The 16,539-nt window shown below is 73.5% G+C and carries 16 protein-coding genes; 7 read left to right on the top strand and 9 right to left on the bottom strand.

The window, feature by feature from the left end; translation table 11 throughout:
- Window positions 1-35: 35 nt before the first annotated feature.
- Window positions 36-245, bottom strand: a complete 210-nt coding sequence (locus IEZ04_RS09965; protein WP_189216367.1) for a hypothetical protein — start codon at window positions 243-245, stop codon at window positions 36-38.
- Between the two features lie 235 nt (window positions 246-480).
- Between IEZ04_RS09965 and IEZ04_RS09970 the strand changes: the two genes are divergently transcribed.
- The 5 genes from IEZ04_RS09970 to IEZ04_RS09990 are packed head-to-tail and all read left to right on the top strand — an operon-like array spanning window position 481 to window position 4,462.
- On the top strand, window positions 481-669 hold the full coding sequence (locus IEZ04_RS09970) for a hypothetical protein (RefSeq protein ID WP_189216368.1): 189 nt from the start codon (window positions 481-483) through the stop codon (window positions 667-669).
- A 37-nt stretch (window positions 670-706) separates the two neighbouring features.
- A complete protein-coding gene (locus IEZ04_RS09975; protein ID WP_189216369.1) occupies window positions 707-1,447 on the top strand; it encodes a hypothetical protein in 741 nt (246 codons plus the stop codon).
- On the top strand, window positions 1,444-2,445 hold the full coding sequence (locus tag IEZ04_RS09980; RefSeq protein ID WP_189216370.1) for a DUF6895 family protein: 1,002 nt from the start codon (window positions 1,444-1,446) through the stop codon (window positions 2,443-2,445). Before IEZ04_RS09975 ends, IEZ04_RS09980 begins: the two co-directional genes overlap by 4 nt.
- A complete protein-coding gene (locus IEZ04_RS09985; RefSeq protein WP_189216371.1) occupies window positions 2,442-3,368 on the top strand; it encodes a DUF6895 family protein in 927 nt (308 codons plus the stop codon). The genes IEZ04_RS09980 and IEZ04_RS09985 overlap by 4 nt, the downstream gene beginning before the upstream one ends.
- Window positions 3,365-4,462: a serine hydrolase domain-containing protein gene (locus IEZ04_RS09990; RefSeq protein WP_189216372.1), complete on the top strand. Its 1,098-nt coding sequence runs from the start codon at window positions 3,365-3,367 to the stop codon at window positions 4,460-4,462. Before IEZ04_RS09985 ends, IEZ04_RS09990 begins: the two co-directional genes overlap by 4 nt.
- Window positions 4,463-4,475: 13 nt before the next feature.
- Here the strand turns inward: IEZ04_RS09990 and IEZ04_RS09995 are convergent, their stop codons facing one another.
- The 3 genes from IEZ04_RS09995 to IEZ04_RS10005 all read right to left on the bottom strand — a co-directional run bounded on the left by IEZ04_RS09995 (window position 4,476) and on the right by IEZ04_RS10005 (window position 8,404).
- A complete protein-coding gene (locus IEZ04_RS09995; RefSeq protein WP_189216373.1) occupies window positions 4,476-5,879 on the bottom strand; it encodes an alpha-lytic protease prodomain-containing protein in 1,404 nt (467 codons plus the stop codon).
- Between the two features lie 151 nt (window positions 5,880-6,030).
- Window positions 6,031-7,695, bottom strand: coding sequence for an alkaline phosphatase D family protein (locus tag IEZ04_RS10000; RefSeq protein ID WP_189216374.1), 1,665 nt, complete (start codon window positions 7,693-7,695; stop codon window positions 6,031-6,033).
- Window positions 7,696-7,981: 286 nt separating this feature from the next.
- Window positions 7,982-8,404, bottom strand: coding sequence for a PPOX class F420-dependent oxidoreductase (locus tag IEZ04_RS10005; protein WP_189216375.1), 423 nt, complete (start codon window positions 8,402-8,404; stop codon window positions 7,982-7,984).
- 951 nt (window positions 8,405-9,355) lie between these two features.
- On the opposite strand from IEZ04_RS10005, the gene IEZ04_RS10010 reads away from it, so the two are divergent.
- Window positions 9,356-10,564, top strand: a complete 1,209-nt coding sequence (locus tag IEZ04_RS10010; RefSeq protein WP_189216376.1) for a glycoside hydrolase family 64 protein — start codon at window positions 9,356-9,358, stop codon at window positions 10,562-10,564.
- A 59-nt stretch (window positions 10,565-10,623) separates the two neighbouring features.
- Here the strand turns inward: IEZ04_RS10010 and IEZ04_RS10015 are convergent, their stop codons facing one another.
- The 4 genes from IEZ04_RS10015 to IEZ04_RS10030 form a co-directional block, all read right to left on the bottom strand.
- Window positions 10,624-11,658, bottom strand: coding sequence for an iron-siderophore ABC transporter substrate-binding protein (locus IEZ04_RS10015; RefSeq protein WP_189216377.1), 1,035 nt, complete (start codon window positions 11,656-11,658; stop codon window positions 10,624-10,626).
- Between the two features lie 89 nt (window positions 11,659-11,747).
- Window positions 11,748-12,575, bottom strand: a complete 828-nt coding sequence (locus IEZ04_RS10020) for an ABC transporter ATP-binding protein (protein ID WP_189216644.1) — start codon at window positions 12,573-12,575, stop codon at window positions 11,748-11,750.
- A 110-nt stretch (window positions 12,576-12,685) separates the two neighbouring features.
- On the bottom strand, window positions 12,686-13,816 hold the full coding sequence (locus IEZ04_RS10025) for a FecCD family ABC transporter permease (RefSeq protein ID WP_189216645.1): 1,131 nt from the start codon (window positions 13,814-13,816) through the stop codon (window positions 12,686-12,688).
- Between the two features lie 71 nt (window positions 13,817-13,887).
- Window positions 13,888-14,961 (bottom strand): FecCD family ABC transporter permease, encoded by a 1,074-nt coding sequence (locus tag IEZ04_RS10030; protein WP_189216378.1) that lies wholly within the window; start codon window positions 14,959-14,961, stop codon window positions 13,888-13,890.
- Between the two features lie 262 nt (window positions 14,962-15,223).
- Between IEZ04_RS10030 and IEZ04_RS10035 the strand changes: the two genes are divergently transcribed.
- Window positions 15,224-15,775, top strand: a complete 552-nt coding sequence (locus tag IEZ04_RS10035; protein WP_189216379.1) for an MSMEG_1061 family FMN-dependent PPOX-type flavoprotein — start codon at window positions 15,224-15,226, stop codon at window positions 15,773-15,775.
- Window positions 15,776-16,003: 228 nt separating this feature from the next.
- On the opposite strand, the gene IEZ04_RS10040 is transcribed toward IEZ04_RS10035, so the two are convergent.
- Window positions 16,004-16,531 carry a hypothetical protein gene (locus IEZ04_RS10040; RefSeq protein WP_189216380.1) on the bottom strand — a complete coding sequence of 176 codons (528 nt, stop codon included), beginning with the start codon at window positions 16,529-16,531 and terminating at the stop codon, window positions 16,004-16,006.
- Window positions 16,532-16,539: the final 8 nt, after the last annotated feature.

Below are 16,539 nucleotides of genomic sequence, written 5' to 3' on the forward strand. Positions count from 1 at the left end.
GCGGACACCCGGGGAGCGGGTGGCGGCGACGCGGCTCAGGCGGCGTCGCGCTGCCGCACCGGAACGCCCACCGGGTTCTCCCGCGTGTCGCGTCCGCCGCGTATCAGCCGCAGATGGTGCCGTACGCGGGCGTGCCGCGGCGTCCCGGCCGCGGCTTCGTCGAACAGGCGGTCTTCCCACCAGGTCATGCCGAGCAGCAGTCCCCACATGGCGGGCAGCAGCAGAACGGCAACGATGATGATCACGTCATCCCACCCCTCAGTGTGTGCCGCATCAGCGGGTGCCCCGCGCGCGCGGCGCGAAAGGTGGCGTGATGTGAACGTGATGTGCACCGGACCGGACGGCGCGTTGCTCCGTATGCCGTCCAGAGCTTTACAAGCAGGACAAATTGTGCGCAAGGGATATTTTGCGCCTTCTGCCCACATGCGTTCAAACTGGAGCGAGAGGGTACTCGGCAAAGCCCCCAAAGGAGGCGATGGTATGTCTTTCACCACCGAGAACGTGATCACCGAAGTCACCGGCGTCCAGGATGCCGACATCGAAGCAGCGCTCGACCCCGTGGAAACGGAGGGCGTCTTCCGTGACAGCCGTGAGTGCGCCGCCCTCGCTCTCGTCGAGGGGACCGGCAAGCTCCTGCTGTCGCCCCCGACCCCGCGTCCGAAGAAGTAGTGCGGCCGGCGGGATCGACGTCGACGGGAGCAGCTGAATGAAGCAGTCAGGCACTACGACCCTGTTGCAGGGCGCGGTGCAGGATCTCGCTTCCGGTGTGGTCTCCGTCCTCCGGGACGGGGACCACACCCGCGAGTCCGGCACCTGGTGCTCGTACGCGACGGACGCGACGGACGGCGCCGAGGCGGACCTCACCCTGGCGGCGGTGCGGGTGCTGGGCGCCGACGCGCTGCTGCCGCACGTCCTGCTGCGCACGCCGCCCGACGCCGGTGAACTCGCCCTGTTCAAGAAGGCCATGGCGGCCTACCCGCCCGGTTCCGGCGCCGCGCCCACCCTGCTGTGGAGTCACTGGGGCATGTCCCGCGCGCTGCGCGGGATCGACGCGGCCGCTGCCCGCTCCGCCGCGGGACCGTCCGCGGGGGCCGGGGACGCCCAGCCCGACGCCGGCTGGCTCGACGGCGTCACCTGGCAGGTGCTGACCCATCAGCTGGCGGTGCTGGCGCCGCTCGCGGTGCCCGGCAGCGAGGACAGCGCGGTGGCCCGCGCCGCCCGGCGCCGTCCCGTGGACGTCGCCCGGGGATTCGTCCGCGCGGTGCGCCGCAGGGACTGGCTCCAGGCGGCGGGCGCGGGCCGCTGGCTCACCCTGCTGGAGGGGGTCCCGGACACGCTCGGCCTGGAGTCCGGACTCGACTTCGTCGCGCTCATGGGCGGCGACGACCAGCGTGTGGCCCTCCAGGTACGGGCGGCCCAGCTGATGCGGGCCGGAGCGCCGGTGTGACGGGGGCGGGCGCCCGGCAGGCCAGGGAGGTGGAGGAGGCCGCGCTGGCCTGGGTGACCGAGCACCGGGACGACTTCGGCCTGGGAGAGGACGCGCTGGCCGCCGAGGGCCGCGTGAACAGCACGTGGAAACCTTTGGGAGAACTGGCCCAGGTGTGCGTGAGCGTACGCCGGCACACCGCGCCCACGGACCCCGTGCACCGTTGCGTGTCCGACCTGCTGGCGTTCGCGTGGCGGCAGACCCGCCACGGCGCGCTCTTCCTCCAGCTCCAGCGGCTGGAACCGTTCGCGACCTATCCGCTGGAGGTGTACGCCCCCTTCGCCTCGGCGGGGCTGCGGCACCCGGGGTACGAGTCGGCCGCCGCCGCGGTGGCCCGTACCCGCGGCTGGCGGCTGGTCGAGCAGCAGCCGACCCGCCGGCTCGGGGTGCGGATGGCCGAGCGGCGCAGCGGCATCCACCGGCCCGAGCCGGGACCCGAGGCCGTGGCGCGGACCTGGCTCGGCGGCCTGTCCGAACCGTGGACCTTCGAACGCTCCTCCGGTTACCAGCTGACCCATGTGGTCTTCCACCTCACCGACTGGGGCCGCGCCGCGCACGGCATGCCCTCCGCCCTCGCGGCGTACCTGGCGGACTGGCTGCCGCCCTGGCTCGACTCCTGTCTGGAGGCCCGGGACTGGGACCTGAGCTGCGAGCTGCTCGCCGTGGCCGCGACCCTGCCGCGGCCGCTCGACGCGGTGACGCTCCAGGACGCCTGGGCCCGGATAGCGGCGGCGCAGCACACGACCGGCGCCCTGCCCGAGCGGGACAAAGGCCCCGGGGGCGGTGACGGCCCCGCGACGGACGGGCCCGCCGGGGACGACCGGGGCCGGGACTTCTCCGCCGCCTACCACTCCACCCTGATGGCGGCCTTCGCCGCCGCACTCACCCTCGGCCGCCCGGACACCCGCACCGGCGACGCGCCACGGCGGCACCCACAAGCGCAAGGAGCACGGGGATGACCGCAACCGGCCTGATCCACGACGTCGGCGTCGGCGCCATCGAGTGGCTGTGGAACCACCGCGACGGGTTCCGGCTGGAGCCCGAGGCGGACCCGGAGACCGGCTTCCTGGAACGCTTCAAGCCGGTCGGCGAACTGGCACTGGTCTGCAAGGTGCTGTTCCGCGAGGGGGTGGCCGGCTCCCAGCAGGCCCAGCTGGCGCGCCAGCTGCTCGACCACGCCTGGCGGCACACCCTGGACGGCGGCCGCATGCTGGTGCGCGGCCAGCGGACGGAACCGCTCTCGCCCGTCCCGTTCGAGGTCTACCTGCCGTTCAAGGAACTCGGGTACAGCCAGCCCGAGCTGGAGCGGGCCACCGTGCTGAACCACCGCCTCGGCAGCTGGGCCGCCTACGAGCTGACGCCGACCCGGCGCCTCGGGATGTCCGCGTTCCAGCGCCGCTTCGGCCTGGAGCCCCGGCCGCCCGAGGCCGACGTCGTGCACACGACCTGGCTGGCCCGCCGGCCCGAACCCTGGACGGTCGAGGGGCACATCGGCTACGACATCACCCACTGCGTCTTCCACCTCACCGACTGGGGCGAGAACCAGGACGGCCTGCCGCCCGCCCTCGCCGACTACCTCGGCACCTGGCTGCCGGTGTGGCTCGACGACTGGCTGGACCTGCGGCGCTGGGACCTGCTCGGCGAACTGCTCGTGGTGGACGCCTGTCTGCCCGACCCCACCCTGGACGAGCGGGCCTGGGAGGGCTTCGCCGCCGCCCAGCAGCCCGACGGCGCCATGCCGGCCGTCCGGACGATGCCCGAGGGCAGCGCCGAAGACGTGTTCGACATGGTCTACCACCCCACCCTGGTCGCCGCCTTCGCCTCCGTCCTCGCCACCTCCCGCGCGCTGTCCCGGCTGACGCCCGTCGCCTCCGCCTCATGACCGGCACGACCGCTCCCTGGCCGGGCGACCGGCTCGACCCCGACGACGCACGCCCTCCGGCCCGCGCGCCGGGTACGGGCGCGGACCCCGGCGGCGCCCGGCTGCGGCAGCGGCTCGCCGCCACCGTGGCCGCGGCCGACGCCCCCGACGTCGTCGTCGCCGTCTCCCGGCACGGCCGGCGCACCGTCCACAGCGGCGGCACGGCCCCGCCCCCGCCGGCCGCCCGCGAGGAGCTGCGGTACGAGATCGGATCGGCGTCCAAGACGTTCACCGGGCTGCTGCTCGCACGGCTGATCCACGACGGCCCGCTGACCGGGAGCGAACCGGCCGCCGTCTGCCTCGACCCGGCCCACCGCCCCGGCCCGGCCCCCATCACGCTCGCGCACCTCGTCACCCACACGTCGGGGCTGCCCGCCCTGCCGGCCGGCTTCTTCCTCCGGGCCCTGCCCGTCTGGCGCACCAACCCCTACGCGCGCTATCCCGACGACCGGGTGATCGGCGCCTTCCTGCGGCACCGGCCGCGGCGCCGGCCCGGTACCCGCTGGTGCTACTCCAACTACGGCGTCGCCGTGCTCGGCCACGCGCTCGCCGCGGTGACCGGCACCCCGTGGGAGGACCTGCTCACCGGCCGCGTCCTGCGCCCGCTCGGACTGGACGGCACCGCCCTGCGGCCCGGCGGCGCGGGCACCGACGCCACCGGGCACCGCAGGGACGGGCGCACCCCCGTGCCCGCGCTGGTCACGGGTGGCTTCCAGGCGGCCGGCGCCGTGCGGGCCACGCCGGCCGACCTGCTCACCTTCCTCGAGGCCCACCTCGACCCGGCCGGGTCACCGCTGGGCGGCGCGCTGCAGGCGGTGCGGCGCCCCGTCCTGCGGCGCGGCCGGGGGCGCCGGGAGACGCACACGATGACGTGGTTCCGGCACCCGTCCGACGGCGGGCCGATGTACTTCCACGCCGGGGCGACCCTCGGCCAGCAGGCCTTCCTCGGCTTCCGGCCGGACACGGCGACGGCCGTGGCCGCGCTGTGCACCCGCCGCTTCCGCGCCCACGACCCGTTCGTCACCGCCGCGTACGCGCTGCTCGCCGAGGACTAGCGCCCGGTCCGGCTCACAGGCGCTGCCACAGCGCGGGGGTGCCGGCGGGCGCCCACGCGCCCTGCGCCTGGTGGGCCTGCAGGCACTGGTACCGCACACCGCCGTACGTCACCGTCGCCCCGACCGGGTAGACGCGGCTCGTGGCCCAGCTGTCGGCCGCCCCGCCCTCCTGCGGTGCCGGCGTCTCGACGGAGCCGGTGCTCGTCATCAGGGTCAGGCCGAAGTCCTGGAGGATGGGATTGACCGGCTGGTAGTACGTGGTCCCGCCGGACGTGCAGTCGCCGGAACCGCCGGAGGTCACCCCCTGGGCCTGGGACCCCGCGATGAAGGACCCGCCGGAGTCGCCCGGTTCGGCGCACACCGTGGTCTGGCTCAGGCCGTCCACGGTGCCCTGGCCGTAGCTGACGCTGACGTCGTGCTGCTCGATCAGCCCGCAGTGCCATCCCGTGGTGGAGCCGGACCGGCAGACCGCCGACCCGACGAGCGACTCCGTCGAGCCGGTCACCTGCACCATCGAGCCCCCCAGCCCCTTGACCTCGGGTTTCGGGGTCCAGGTGCTGTTGGCGCCCACCCACGACATGTCCTTGCCGGGGAAGGTGGAGGCCTGGAACGTGCCCAGGTCGGTCTTGTTGTACCCGGTGGTCTTCTGGCCCGTCTTGCCGCAGTGCCCCGCGGTGACGAAGCCCTGCGTCCCGTCCGCCGCCACGGCACCCGACTGCGCGCTCGACATGACGGAGAACCCGACGGAGCAGCGCGTGGCGTTCTCGATGTAGTAGCCGTCGCCGCCGCGGAGGTCCTCCAGGGCGCGCGGCCGGGTCGCCGACACCCGGACGCCCACGTCCCGGTCCGGCACGCCCGCGGCCCGGAGGAAGGCGTCCGCGGCCGGACGGCTCGTCGCCTGCACCATCACCCGGTTCGCCGGCACGTCGACGTACCAGACGGGGGTGTCCTGGGTGCTGACACGGGCGGCCGCCGCGTCCAGCTTCGCCTTGACGGACCGCAGCTCGCCCAGCGACGACCGGACGACCGCGGCCTTCGCGCCCTGGGCCTCGATGGCGGGGGCGTCGGCGGCGTCGGTCGTCGCGACGGTCAGCTCCGCGGACGTCGTCCCGCCGACCCAGGCGCCCGCGAAGCGGGTGCCCAGCGTGTTGTGCAGACGGCCCGCCCGGGTGCCCGCCTCCGCCTCGTTGACCAGCCGCGCCGCCGCCTGGTCCGGCGTCAGGCCGAGGTCGTGCTGGAGCGCGCGCAGGGTCTCCGCCGACGGTCTGTCGGCGCCGAGCGTCCGGGCGGCGGAGGGCACCTGTGCGGGGGTCGGCGGCGGGTCCGCCGCCATGGCCGGGGGCAGCCCGGTGAGGACCAGCGTGCCGAGTACGGTGAGGGCGGCACGACGCCCCGCCACCGCGTGTCTGTGGACCATGCGTGTTGTCTCCTTCGATAGCGGTGGGAAGTGCCCTGGATCCGTCGATGTCTCCGGACGGTTGCACTGTTGCCGTAACTGTCATGAAAAATGTCGATCGGACCGCGCTTTCACGAGTTGGGAGACGCGAGAGGTCGCCAAGTGCAGTACGTCAGGCGGGGTTGAGCCCGGGGGCGCCCGCCTCGGTCACGAAGGAGGCGGCCGTCGTGATGGACGCGCCGGGCTTCGTCACGGCGGGCACCACCTTGAAGTCGGCCCGCGCCTCCTTCGCCCCCAGCTCGACGCGCACATAGCCGCGACGCCCGTCGTACCACTTCAGGTGGGGGTTGGCCGCCATGTACGTCGCCCAGTCGGACGGCCGTTCCGTGCCGTCCCGCCCGCTCGTGACGGAGGTGGTGGTGATCTCCGTGCCCACCGTCCGGGACGCCGGGTCGTCGAAGTTCTCCTTGATGTCGAAGGCGTACCCCACATGGACGTCGCCCGTGAGGACCAGCCAGTTCTCGACCCCGGCGGCCGTGGCCGCGGCCGTCACCCGCTTGCGCGAGGCGCGGTAGCCGTCCCAGGCGTCCATGGAGACGTTCGCGTCCGCCGCCGTGCCGAACCTGCGCTGCGAGAAGCACACCTGCTGCGGCATCACGTTCCACACGGCGGTCGAGGCCTTCCAGCCGTCCGCCAGCCAGCGCTCCTGCGCGACGCCGGTGATGGTGCGGGCCGCGTCGTCGGACTCCGGCCCCGGGGCGTGCGGGCCGCCGCCGTAGGCCTGGTCGGAACGGTACTGACGGGTGTCGAGCACGTCGAGCTGGGCGAGCGTGCCCCAGTGGAGCCGGCGGTACAGCCGGGCGTCGGGTCCGTCGGGCCGCTGGGCCTCGCGCAGCGGCTGGTTCTCCCAGTAGGCCCGGTACGCGGCGGCCCGCCGGATCAGGAAGGCCTCCGCCGGGCCGCCCTTCTCGTCGGCGGCGCCCGCGTAGTTGTTCTCGGTCTCGTGGTCGTCCCAGGTGAGGACGAAGGGGTGGGCCGCGTGCACCGCCTGGAGGTCGGGGTCCGCCTTGTAGAGCGCGTACCGCAGCCGGTAGTCGGCGAGGGTCTCGGTCTCGCGGTTGAAGACGTCGGGCAGCTCGACGTCGGTGTAGCCGCGGGCGCCGCCCGCCGGGTCCACGGCGTACTCGTACAGGTAGTCACCGACGTGCACGACGACGTCCACGTCGTCCTCGGCGAGGTGCCGGTGCGCCGTGAAGTACCCGTCGTGGTACGCCTGGCAGGAGACGGCGGCGAGCCGCAGGCCCTTCGGGGCGGTGCCCGCCGCGGGCGCGGTGCGGGTGCGTCCGGCCGGGCTGAACCAGGTGCCGACCCGGAACCGGTAGTGGTACTCGGTCCCCGGGTCGAGCCCCTGCACGTCGACGTGCACGCTGTGGCCGTACTCCGGGTGGGCCTGGGCGACCCCGCGCTGCGCGGTGAAGAGGAAGAACTCGTCGAGGGCCACCTCCCAGGAGACGGCGACGCGCTCCTGCCCCAGGCCGCCGTCCGGCTCGAACGGCTGCGGGGCGAGCCGTGTCCACAGCACCACAGAGTCGGGCAGGGGGTCGCCGGAGGCGACACCGAGGGTGAAGGGGTTGTCGGTGATGCGGGCGGCGGGGCGCTCGCGGGCGGCGGAGGCGCCCCGGGCCGGTGCCCCGGCGCCGAAGGCGAGCGCGGCGGCCGCGGCGGAGACGGTCAGGAACCGGCGGCGCCCGAGACGCCGGGACGCGTCGCGCAGCACGGCGTCCTGCGGGGAGAAGGCGTGCTCGAACAGGGGTCCGCGACGGCCCTTGGGCGCCATCTGATGTCCTCTCGTACGGGACGGACGCGGTCCGTGCCCCGGGACGCGTCGCACGGCCACGCCGTCCTGGGTGTCGGCCCCTGCATGCTAAGCGGACAAAATGCGCAAACACGGCATACGGAAAAGCGTGTTCGGGGAACGGTCCGTGTGGCGCCCCGCGCGGGGGGCCGGACGGGCGCCGGCGCCGGGGGAGGGGCGCCGGCCGGCCGCCCCGGTCGCCCGCGCGGAAGCGGGAACACGCCGGGGCCGGGCCGTCGAACCGCACGGCCCGGCCCCGGCGGGAGGGTCAGCCGGTCGCCTGGTCGCTGTCCCGGTGGGCGCCCCAGCCGTGCCAGCGCTCGATCTCGATCCAGGCGTTGACCCGGCCGCGGTCGCGCTGCGGGTACGGCTTGCCGGTGTAGTGCTCGGACAGCCGGTCGATGCCGGACAGGTCCTCGTCCTCGCGCATCTCGGCGACCCGGCCGATGAGGGTCACATGGGTGTACCAGTCGTCCTCGGCGAGGACGGTCAGCGTGATCCGCGGGTCGGCGCGCAGATGGTCCAGCCGCTTGCGGCCCTCGTCCATGTTGATGAGCACCCGGCCGTCCTCCCAGAGGTACCAGGTGGCCGTGGACACCGGGTGCCCGTCGGACCGTACGGTGGCGACGACCGCCGGGTTGGGCTTCTGCAGCAGGGCTACCGCGGCCTCGGGGAGCGGCGGCTTCGACATGAGGTCTCCTCTTCGGGTCTTTCGGTACTTTCCTCGGGGTCCTGCCCCGGCGGTGGTCCCGTCCGGGCGGCGCGCCGGGCGGTGGACCGGGTGATCGTCCGGAGCGGGTCCACGCTGCCACATTCCGCCTGCCGGGTCCCGCACCGCCCCGTCCGACATGGCGCACGGCCTGCGTCGATGCGGTCGGGGCCGGCGTGCGGGACAGCGGCCGTGACCGGCCGTCGGACCGCTGTGGGCGGGCCGGCCCGCGGCCCCGGCCGGCGCGTCCCGAGGGCCCGTCGCCGCCCGCGGGCACCACGCCGCCCGGCCAGGGTCCGACGACCGCACCGGTGCGGCCCACGCCGGTCACCCGGCCGGGACCCGTGGCGCGCTCGCCGGGCGCGTACACCCCGGCCGTGGCGGCGTACCCCGTCGCCTGGGCGCCGAACGGCCCAGCCGGTCGGTGAGGGTGCCGGCGGAGGAGCCGGGACCGGGACCGTCGAGCGGGTGCGGCAGCACGGCGCCGTGGCTGTCGACGTCCATGCCGCCGGAGAAGACGGCCGGCCGGCACAGCGCGACGACGGGGGCGACGGCTCGGGACGAACGGTCCGCCGGGGAGGCGGGGCGGTCACCGGGCGACTCACTTCCTCTCACGACGTCGTGCGGAGCGAGGGGAGTGGTGAGGCGGCGCGCCCTGGACCCGGAGCGCGTACCCCCGCACAACGCCTTAAGCGATCCCTAAGCGCGGGTTAAGCATCCCTGTGGTGGCCGGGCATTCTCAAGTAAGCGCAGGTCAGAAGGTTTTTGGGGGTCCGTCGGCCGGTTGGCCGATCCAACTGCCGTGCGTAGCATCAAGATCGGTCGGCACCGCCGGCGCGTACCGGAGAGCGCTCTCACCCCTCCGCCGCGCGCCCGTCCGTCCCCTCCGTCCCCCCACACCGATGCACGCGAGCACCAAGGAGACACCCCCTCATGACAGCTCGTCACCAGCGCACCCTCGGCCGCCGCAAGATGCTTTTCGCCCTGGGCGGCGCGGCCGTGGCCGTCCCCGCCGTCGCCGCGGTGGCCCCCCACGCCCTCGCGGGCCAGACCGGGAACGGGAACGCGCGCACGAAGGCCGCGGCGGGTGCCCTTCCGCTGACGATCGTCAACGACAGCGGCTCGTTCGACAACGCGTCCGTGCACGTCTACGTCGTGGGCAACCAGGACGGCAAGCAGGTGCGGCTGACGCCCGAGGGGACGCTCGCGCCGATCTCCGCCTCCGACAACGGCGCGGACGGCTTCACCGACTACGCGATCAGCCTGGCGGGCAGCGGCGAGACGAACATCTCGCTGCCCTACATGTCGGGCCGGATCTACGTGGCGCTGGGACAGAAGCTCAAGTTCAAGGCGGTCACGGACGGCAACGGCAACGCGGCCCTGCAGTACCCGGCGGGCTGGGTGACGTCCGACCCCAACTACGGGGTGCTCCACGACTGCGCCGAGTTCACCTACAACTCGGCCGGCATGTTCTGCAACACGACCATGGTCGACATGTTCAGCGTGCCGCTCGCCATCCGGCTGACCGGCTCCCGGGACCAGACGACGGGCACCCTGCGCGACGGCGGACGCGCGGCCGCCTTCGAGGCCGTACGGCGGGCCGAGGGCTTCGCGGACCTGGTGGTGGACGACACCCGCATCATCGCCCCCGGTCACGGACTCGACGCCGGCATCTTCGCCAAGGACTACCTCGCCCCGTACATCGACGAGGTGTGGAGCACCTACACGGGCAAGGACCTCACCGTCACCACCAACGCGGGCACCTTCACCGGCCGGGTGCGCGGGGACCGGTTCACCTTCGACGGGCCCGCCGCGGTCTCGTTCGCCAAGCCGTCCACCCGGGACGTCCTGTTCTGCGACGGCAATCTCGCCGCCCCCAACGACGGCACCACCGGCCCCGTGGCCGCGGTCCTCGGCGCCGGGTTCAACCGCTCGACCCTGATCAGCCACCCGGCCCAGCCCACGACCGACGCCTCGGCCTTCTACCGGACGGCCCTGACCAACCACTACTCGAAGGCGATCCACGAGGCCACCGAGGACGGCCGGGCGTACGGCTTCGCCTTCGACGACGTGGCCGACTTCGCCTCGTACATCCAGGACACGGCGCCCACCGGCGTCCGGCTGACGCTCACGGCGTTCTGACCGCGGGACATGACGGAGGGGCCCGGCCGGTGCACCGGCCGGGCCCCTCCGTCATGTGCCTACTTCAGCGCGTCGGCGAACAGCGGCACGACCTTGTCGAGCGCGTAGCCGATGGACAGCACCGAGTTGGTGGCGAACGCCTGGCTGATGTCGGAGTCGTCCAGGACGACGTCGCGCCCGTCCTTCACCGCCGGCAGCGCCTTGTACAGCGGGTCGTCCGAGATCTTCGAGGCGTCGATGCCGATCGGCGCCATCACCATCAGGTCCGCGTCGAGCTTCTGCAGGTTCTCCTCCGAGACCGTCACGGAGAAGCCCTCGCCGGCCTCGGCCTCGATCTCGGGGTTGTTCTCGAACCCGAGCTGCTCGACGAAGTCGACCCGGTCCGTGCCGTGGACGTAGGCGCCCCAGCCGGCCGAGGTGCGCGACCCCACGGTGATGGTCCTGCCCTTGAACTCCGGGTGCTCCTCGGCCGCGGCCGTGAACTTCTTCTCGGTGTCGGCGACGAGCTTCTCGCCCTCGTCGGCGACGCCGAGCGCCTGGGCGACCATGGTGGTCTGCTGCTTCCAGCCGGTCTTGTACTGGTCGCCGCCCTCGGGGACGCCGATGGTCGGCGCGATCTTGCTCAGTGTGTCGTACCGCGTCCGGTCGCCGCTGGACTTGGTGTCGAGGATCAGGTCGGGCTTGAGCGCCGCGATCTTCTCGTACTCGGGCTCCAGGGTGCCGATCGTCTCGGGGCTCTTGTCGTAGAGGTCCTTCGCCCACGGGCCGACACCGTCGCCGCCGAAGGCCAGCCAGTCGCTCTGGCCGACCGGCTGCACGCCGAGGGCCAGGGCGGTCTCGGCGTCGCCCCAGCCGAGCGCGACGACCCGCTTGGGCTCGGACTCGACGGTGACGGTGCCGAACTTCGTCTCGACCTTCGCGGGGAAGGCGCCGGAGGAGTCCGAGGAGCCGGCCGGGGCCGAGGAGCCGGCGGCGTCGGCCGAGTCGTCGGAGGAGCCGCAGGCCGCGAGCGCGCCGAGGAGGGCGACGGCCGTGGTGCCGGTGGCCAGGCGCCGCAGACCACGGCCGCCGGGGAGGGAGAGATGCGCGAACATGCTCGTTCTTTCTGTCCGTGTCACTGAGAGATCACTGAGAATCACTGAGAGATCGCTGTGAGCTCACTGGGAGAGCTCACCGGGAGAGCTCACCGGGAGAGCTCACCGGGGAGCGAAGGGCCGGCGTGGTGCCGGCCGAGGGGAACGACCATCGGTGTGCCGGACGCCGGGTCCGGGATCACCGTGGAGCGCAGTCCGAACACCTCGCGCACCAGCGACTCGGTGACGACGTCGGAGGGCGCGCCCTCGGCGACGACGCGTCCCGCCTTCATGGCGATCAGGTGGTCGGCGTAGCGGCAGGCCATGTTCAGGTCGTGCAGCACGACGGCGAGGGTGACGCCGCGGTCCCGGTTGAGGTCGGTCAGCAGGTCCAGCACGTCGAGCTGGTGGCTGATGTCCAGGTAGGTGGTGGGTTCGTCGAGGAGGAGGATGTCCGTCTCCTGGGCGAGGGCCATCGCGATCCACACGCGCTGGCGCTGGCCGCCGGACAGCTCGTCCACGGACCGGTCGGCGAGGTCCAGCACGTCGGTGGCGAGCATGGCCGCGGCGACGGCCTCGCTGTCGGCCGCCGTCCAGCGGCGGAACCAGCCCTGGTGCGGGTAACGGCCGCGGCCGACGAGGTCGGAGACGGTGATGGCGTCGGGCGCCAGCGGCGTCTGCGGCAGCACACCGAGGGCGGAGGCCACCTGTCTGGTGGGCGTCGCGTGGATGTCCCTGCCGTCCAGGAGGACCTGGCCCGCCGTCGGGGCCAGCAGCCGTGCCATGGCCCGCAGCAGCGTGGACTTGCCGCAGGCGTTCGGGCCGACGACGACGGTGAAGCGCCCGGGCGGCAGGTCCACGTCGAGACCGGAGATGATCTCGCGCTCTCCGTAGCCGAGACCGAGGTCGCGGGTCTGGAGGGTGTGCTGGGACGTCACCGTCGTCTCCTTGTCGGGCTCGGGCACGGGCCCGTCTCTTCTCGTGGCCGGGGAGGGCAGGGATGTGGTGGATGCGGTGGGTGTACCGGCTGCGGTGGATGCGCTCACGGTCAGCCGCCCCTGCCCACGCGGTTGGCCCGGGAGAGCAGCCACAGCAGGTACGGCGCCCCGATGATGCTCGTGACGACGCCCACGGGGAGCTGGGTGGACGGCAGCATGTGCTGGGCGGCGAAGTCGGCGAGGCAGACCAGCGCCGCGCCGGTCAGGGCGGAGGGCACCAGGGCCGCCCCGTGACCGGGCAGCAGCCGGCGCGCGATCGGCGGGCTGACGAAGGCCACGAAGCCGATGGGGCCCGCCGCCGCCGTCCCGACGCCGACGAGGGCGGTGGCGCACGCCAGCAGGGCGAGGCGGCTGCGCTCGACCCGGGCGCCGAGGCCGCCGGCCGCGTCGTCGCCGAGCTGGAGCGGCCCGAGGCCACGGGAGGCGATCAGGGTCAGCGGCACCAGGACGGCCGCGCAGCCGAGCAGGGGCCAGAGGTGGACCCAGGAGCGGCCGTTCAGACTGCCGGTCAGCCACAGGAACGCGTTCTGCGCCTCGGTGACCTCCGCCCGGGTCATCAGGTACGAGCGCAGGCTGATCAGTCCGGTGCCCACACCGATGCCGATGAGCACGAACCGGCCGCCGCTGACCCCGCCCCGCCAGGCCAGCACGTAGATGAGGGTGCCGGCCAGCAACGCGCCCGCCAGGGCCCCGCCGGACAGGGCCAGACCGCTGAGGCCGAACGCCATCGAGGACAGGACGGCGGCGGCGCTGGCCCCGGAGGTGACGCCGATGACGTCGGGGGAGGCCAGGGGATTGCGCAGCAGCGCCTGGAAGACGGCTCCGGACAGGCCGAAGCAGCAGCCGATGACGAGGGCGAGCAGGGCCCTGGGCAGCCGCAGCTCGTGGATGACGAACCGGCTTCCCGGGTCGCCGCCCCCGGTGAGGACGGCGAGCACGTCCGCCAGGGGGACGTCGATGTCGCCGATCGTGAGGGACAGCAGCAGGGCGGCCAGCGCGACGACGGCCAGGACCAGGCAGACGACGGTGAAGCGGACCCGGCGGCCGCGGTGCAGCCGGCCGACGCGAGCGACGGCGTCCGCGGCGGCGGTACGGGTGACGGCGGCCGCCGCCCGCTCGGCTGCGCCGGTGGTTCCGGTGGTTCCGGTGGTTCCGGTGGCCTCGGTGCTCTCGTCGGCCATGATGCTTCTGGAGCTCTCGGTGGTCTTGGTGCTCTCGGTGTTTTCGGTGTTCTCGGTGCTGTCGGTGCGGGTCACAGTCCCACCTGCCCACGCCGACGGACCAGCCAGATGAAGGGCACACAACCCACGGCGGCGGTGACGACACCCACCTGGACCTCGCCCGGCGGGGCGATGACCCGGCCGACGACGTCCGCGACCAGCAGCAGGACGGGGGCGAGCAGCGCGCTGTAGGGGAGCAGCCAGCGGTGGTCGGGCCCGGTGAACAGCCGGACCGCGTGCGGCACCGCGAGGCCGACGAAGCCGATGGGCCCGGCGACCGCGGTGGCCGCGCCGCACAGCAGGACCGTGCTCACGGCGCCCAGCAGCCGGGCCACGCCGACCCGCTGGCCGAGACCGCGGGCGACGTCGTCGCCGAGGGCGAGGCCGTTGAGCCGGGGTCCGAGGAACAGCGCCAGCACGCCGCCGGCCACGACGAAGGGCAGCGCCTGGAGGAGGACGTCGAGATCACGGCCGTCCAGGGCGCCGACCTGCCAGAACCGGAACTGGTCGTACGTGAGGCTGTCGGTCAGCAGGATGGTGTCGGTGAGGGAGACGAGCAGCCCGGTGGCGGCGGCCCCGGCGAGCGCGAGCTTGACCGGTGTGGCGCCCTCGCGGCCGAAGCTGGCCACTCCGTAGACGAGCCCGGCCGCCACACAGGCGCCGAGGAATCCGAACCAGATGTACTGCGCGGGCTCGGTCAGCGACAGCACGCTCATGGCGAAGACGACGGCGACGGCCGCGCCCGAGTTGATGCCGAGCAGGGTCGGGTCCGCGAGCGGGTTGCGCGTGACACCCTGCATCACGGCGCCCGCCAGGCCGAGCGCCACCCCGGCCAGCAGGCCGGCGAGGGTGCGCGGCACCCGGACCTCCTGGACGACGAGCTGACCCCGTACGGAGAGGTCGGGGTGGAGCACGCCGGCCCAGACGTCGTGCAGGGACACGTCGCCGGACCCGACGACGAGGCTGAGGACGGTCGCTCCCAGCAGGATCGCGGCGAGGACCACGAGCCCGGCCGTGAGCGCCGTGCCGTTGTGCCGCCGCCGGGGTGCGGTGTCCTTCTCGGCGGGCGCGGGCGGGGTGCCCGGGGCGGCCGTCGTCGCGGTCATGAGGCACCGGCCCCGCTCGGTGTGCCGAGCGGGGAGAGCGGGGGGCCAAAACGCATGTCTTCGTTCCTCATCGCTCCGAGAACGTGCAGGACAACGACCTGGAGCGACCACTTCCGAGCTATTAGGTAAGGCGAACCTAACACCAGATAATGTGTAAAGCGCAACAGCGGGGGCGGCCGGGGCCGTGACACCGCGATCGGAAGCGAGGTCGCACGGGACGCGTCCCGCGGCACGGACCCAGGGAGTTGGCTTGCCTAGCACGATGGATGCGACTGCGAACCGGAGCGGTGGTGCCCTCACGGAGGGCTTCGTGGAGCTGCGCTCGGCCGACGAGCTGCGCGAACTCCTCGGGGAGCCGCACCCCATCGTGATCGACAAGGTCCACCCCGAGCTCACCGACGACGACCGGGACATGCTGGCCCGCTCGCCGTTCTGCCTGCTGGCGACGTCGGACCGGTACGGCAACTGCGACGTGTCACCGCGCGGCGACGCCCCGGGTTTCACCCACGTCCTCGACGCCGGCACGCTCGCCCTGCCGGACCGTCCGGGCAACCGGCGCGGCGACAGCTTCCACAACATCCTCGACAACCCGCACGCCGGACTGCTCTACCTGATTCCCGGCGGCAAAGAGGTGCTGCGCATCAACGGCCGTGCCCGCATCCTGACCGACGCGCCGTTCTTCGACGACATGACGGTGGCGGGCCGCCGCCCACTGCTCGCGCTGCTCCTGGAGATCGACGAGATCTACCTCCACTGCCCGCAGTCCCTGCGGCGCTCGGGCGTGTGGAACCCGGAGACCTGGCTGAAGGACTGACGTCGGCCCCGGACCGGAACCGCGTGGTGGACGGGGAGCCCCACGGCCGCGGGGCCCCGCCGCCGGTGCGGCGGTTGTCCGCGGCCGTGGCCTCGATCGCGGCGGCGGGTGTGGCCCTGCCGCACGCTCAGAGTGCCGGTCGGCGGGGCCGGGACCGACGTCGGTCCCAGGTCGGGACCTAGCGATGAACCAGGGCCCCACGGCCGCGGGTGCCGCGCTGCCGCGCGCTCAGGCGTGCCGGTCGGCGGTGTCGTCCAGGGCGTCGCGCATGCGGTGCATGCGTCGGATCTGGACGCCGCCGTACCAGGACAGCCAGCCGATGAAGACCACGCTCAGCAGCGCGAGGCCGACCGTCTCGCGCGGGCCGAACGTGACCGCGGTCATCGCCGTCGTGGCACCGAAGAGCACGACGAGCGTCACCAGGGCGGGGACGCGGTGCCGCATCCGGTGCAGCCGCTGCCCGATCAGATCGCGCATGGCCTCCCGCTCCGCCGGTTCCGCGGGCACCTCGCCCTTGCGCAGCTTGGCGTCGAGGGAGACCAGCCGGTTCGTCGTCCCGCCGGCCGCCCGCTTCTCCTTGCGCCGGAAGAAGACCAGGACGCCCACCCCGCCCACGGAGGCGGAAGCGGTCCGGAAGAGGGCGGACGACGCCGACTCGCCCGGGAAAATGATCAGCACCAGGGCGCTCGCGGCCAGGACCGACAGGGCGACCTGCAGCCAGGGGCGCTCGGCCAGGAAGGTGTTGACTCTCTCCATCGTGCCGC

This window comes from Streptomyces ruber, from assembly GCF_014648075.1.
Classification (GTDB): domain Bacteria; phylum Actinomycetota; class Actinomycetes; order Streptomycetales; family Streptomycetaceae; genus Streptomyces; species Streptomyces ruber.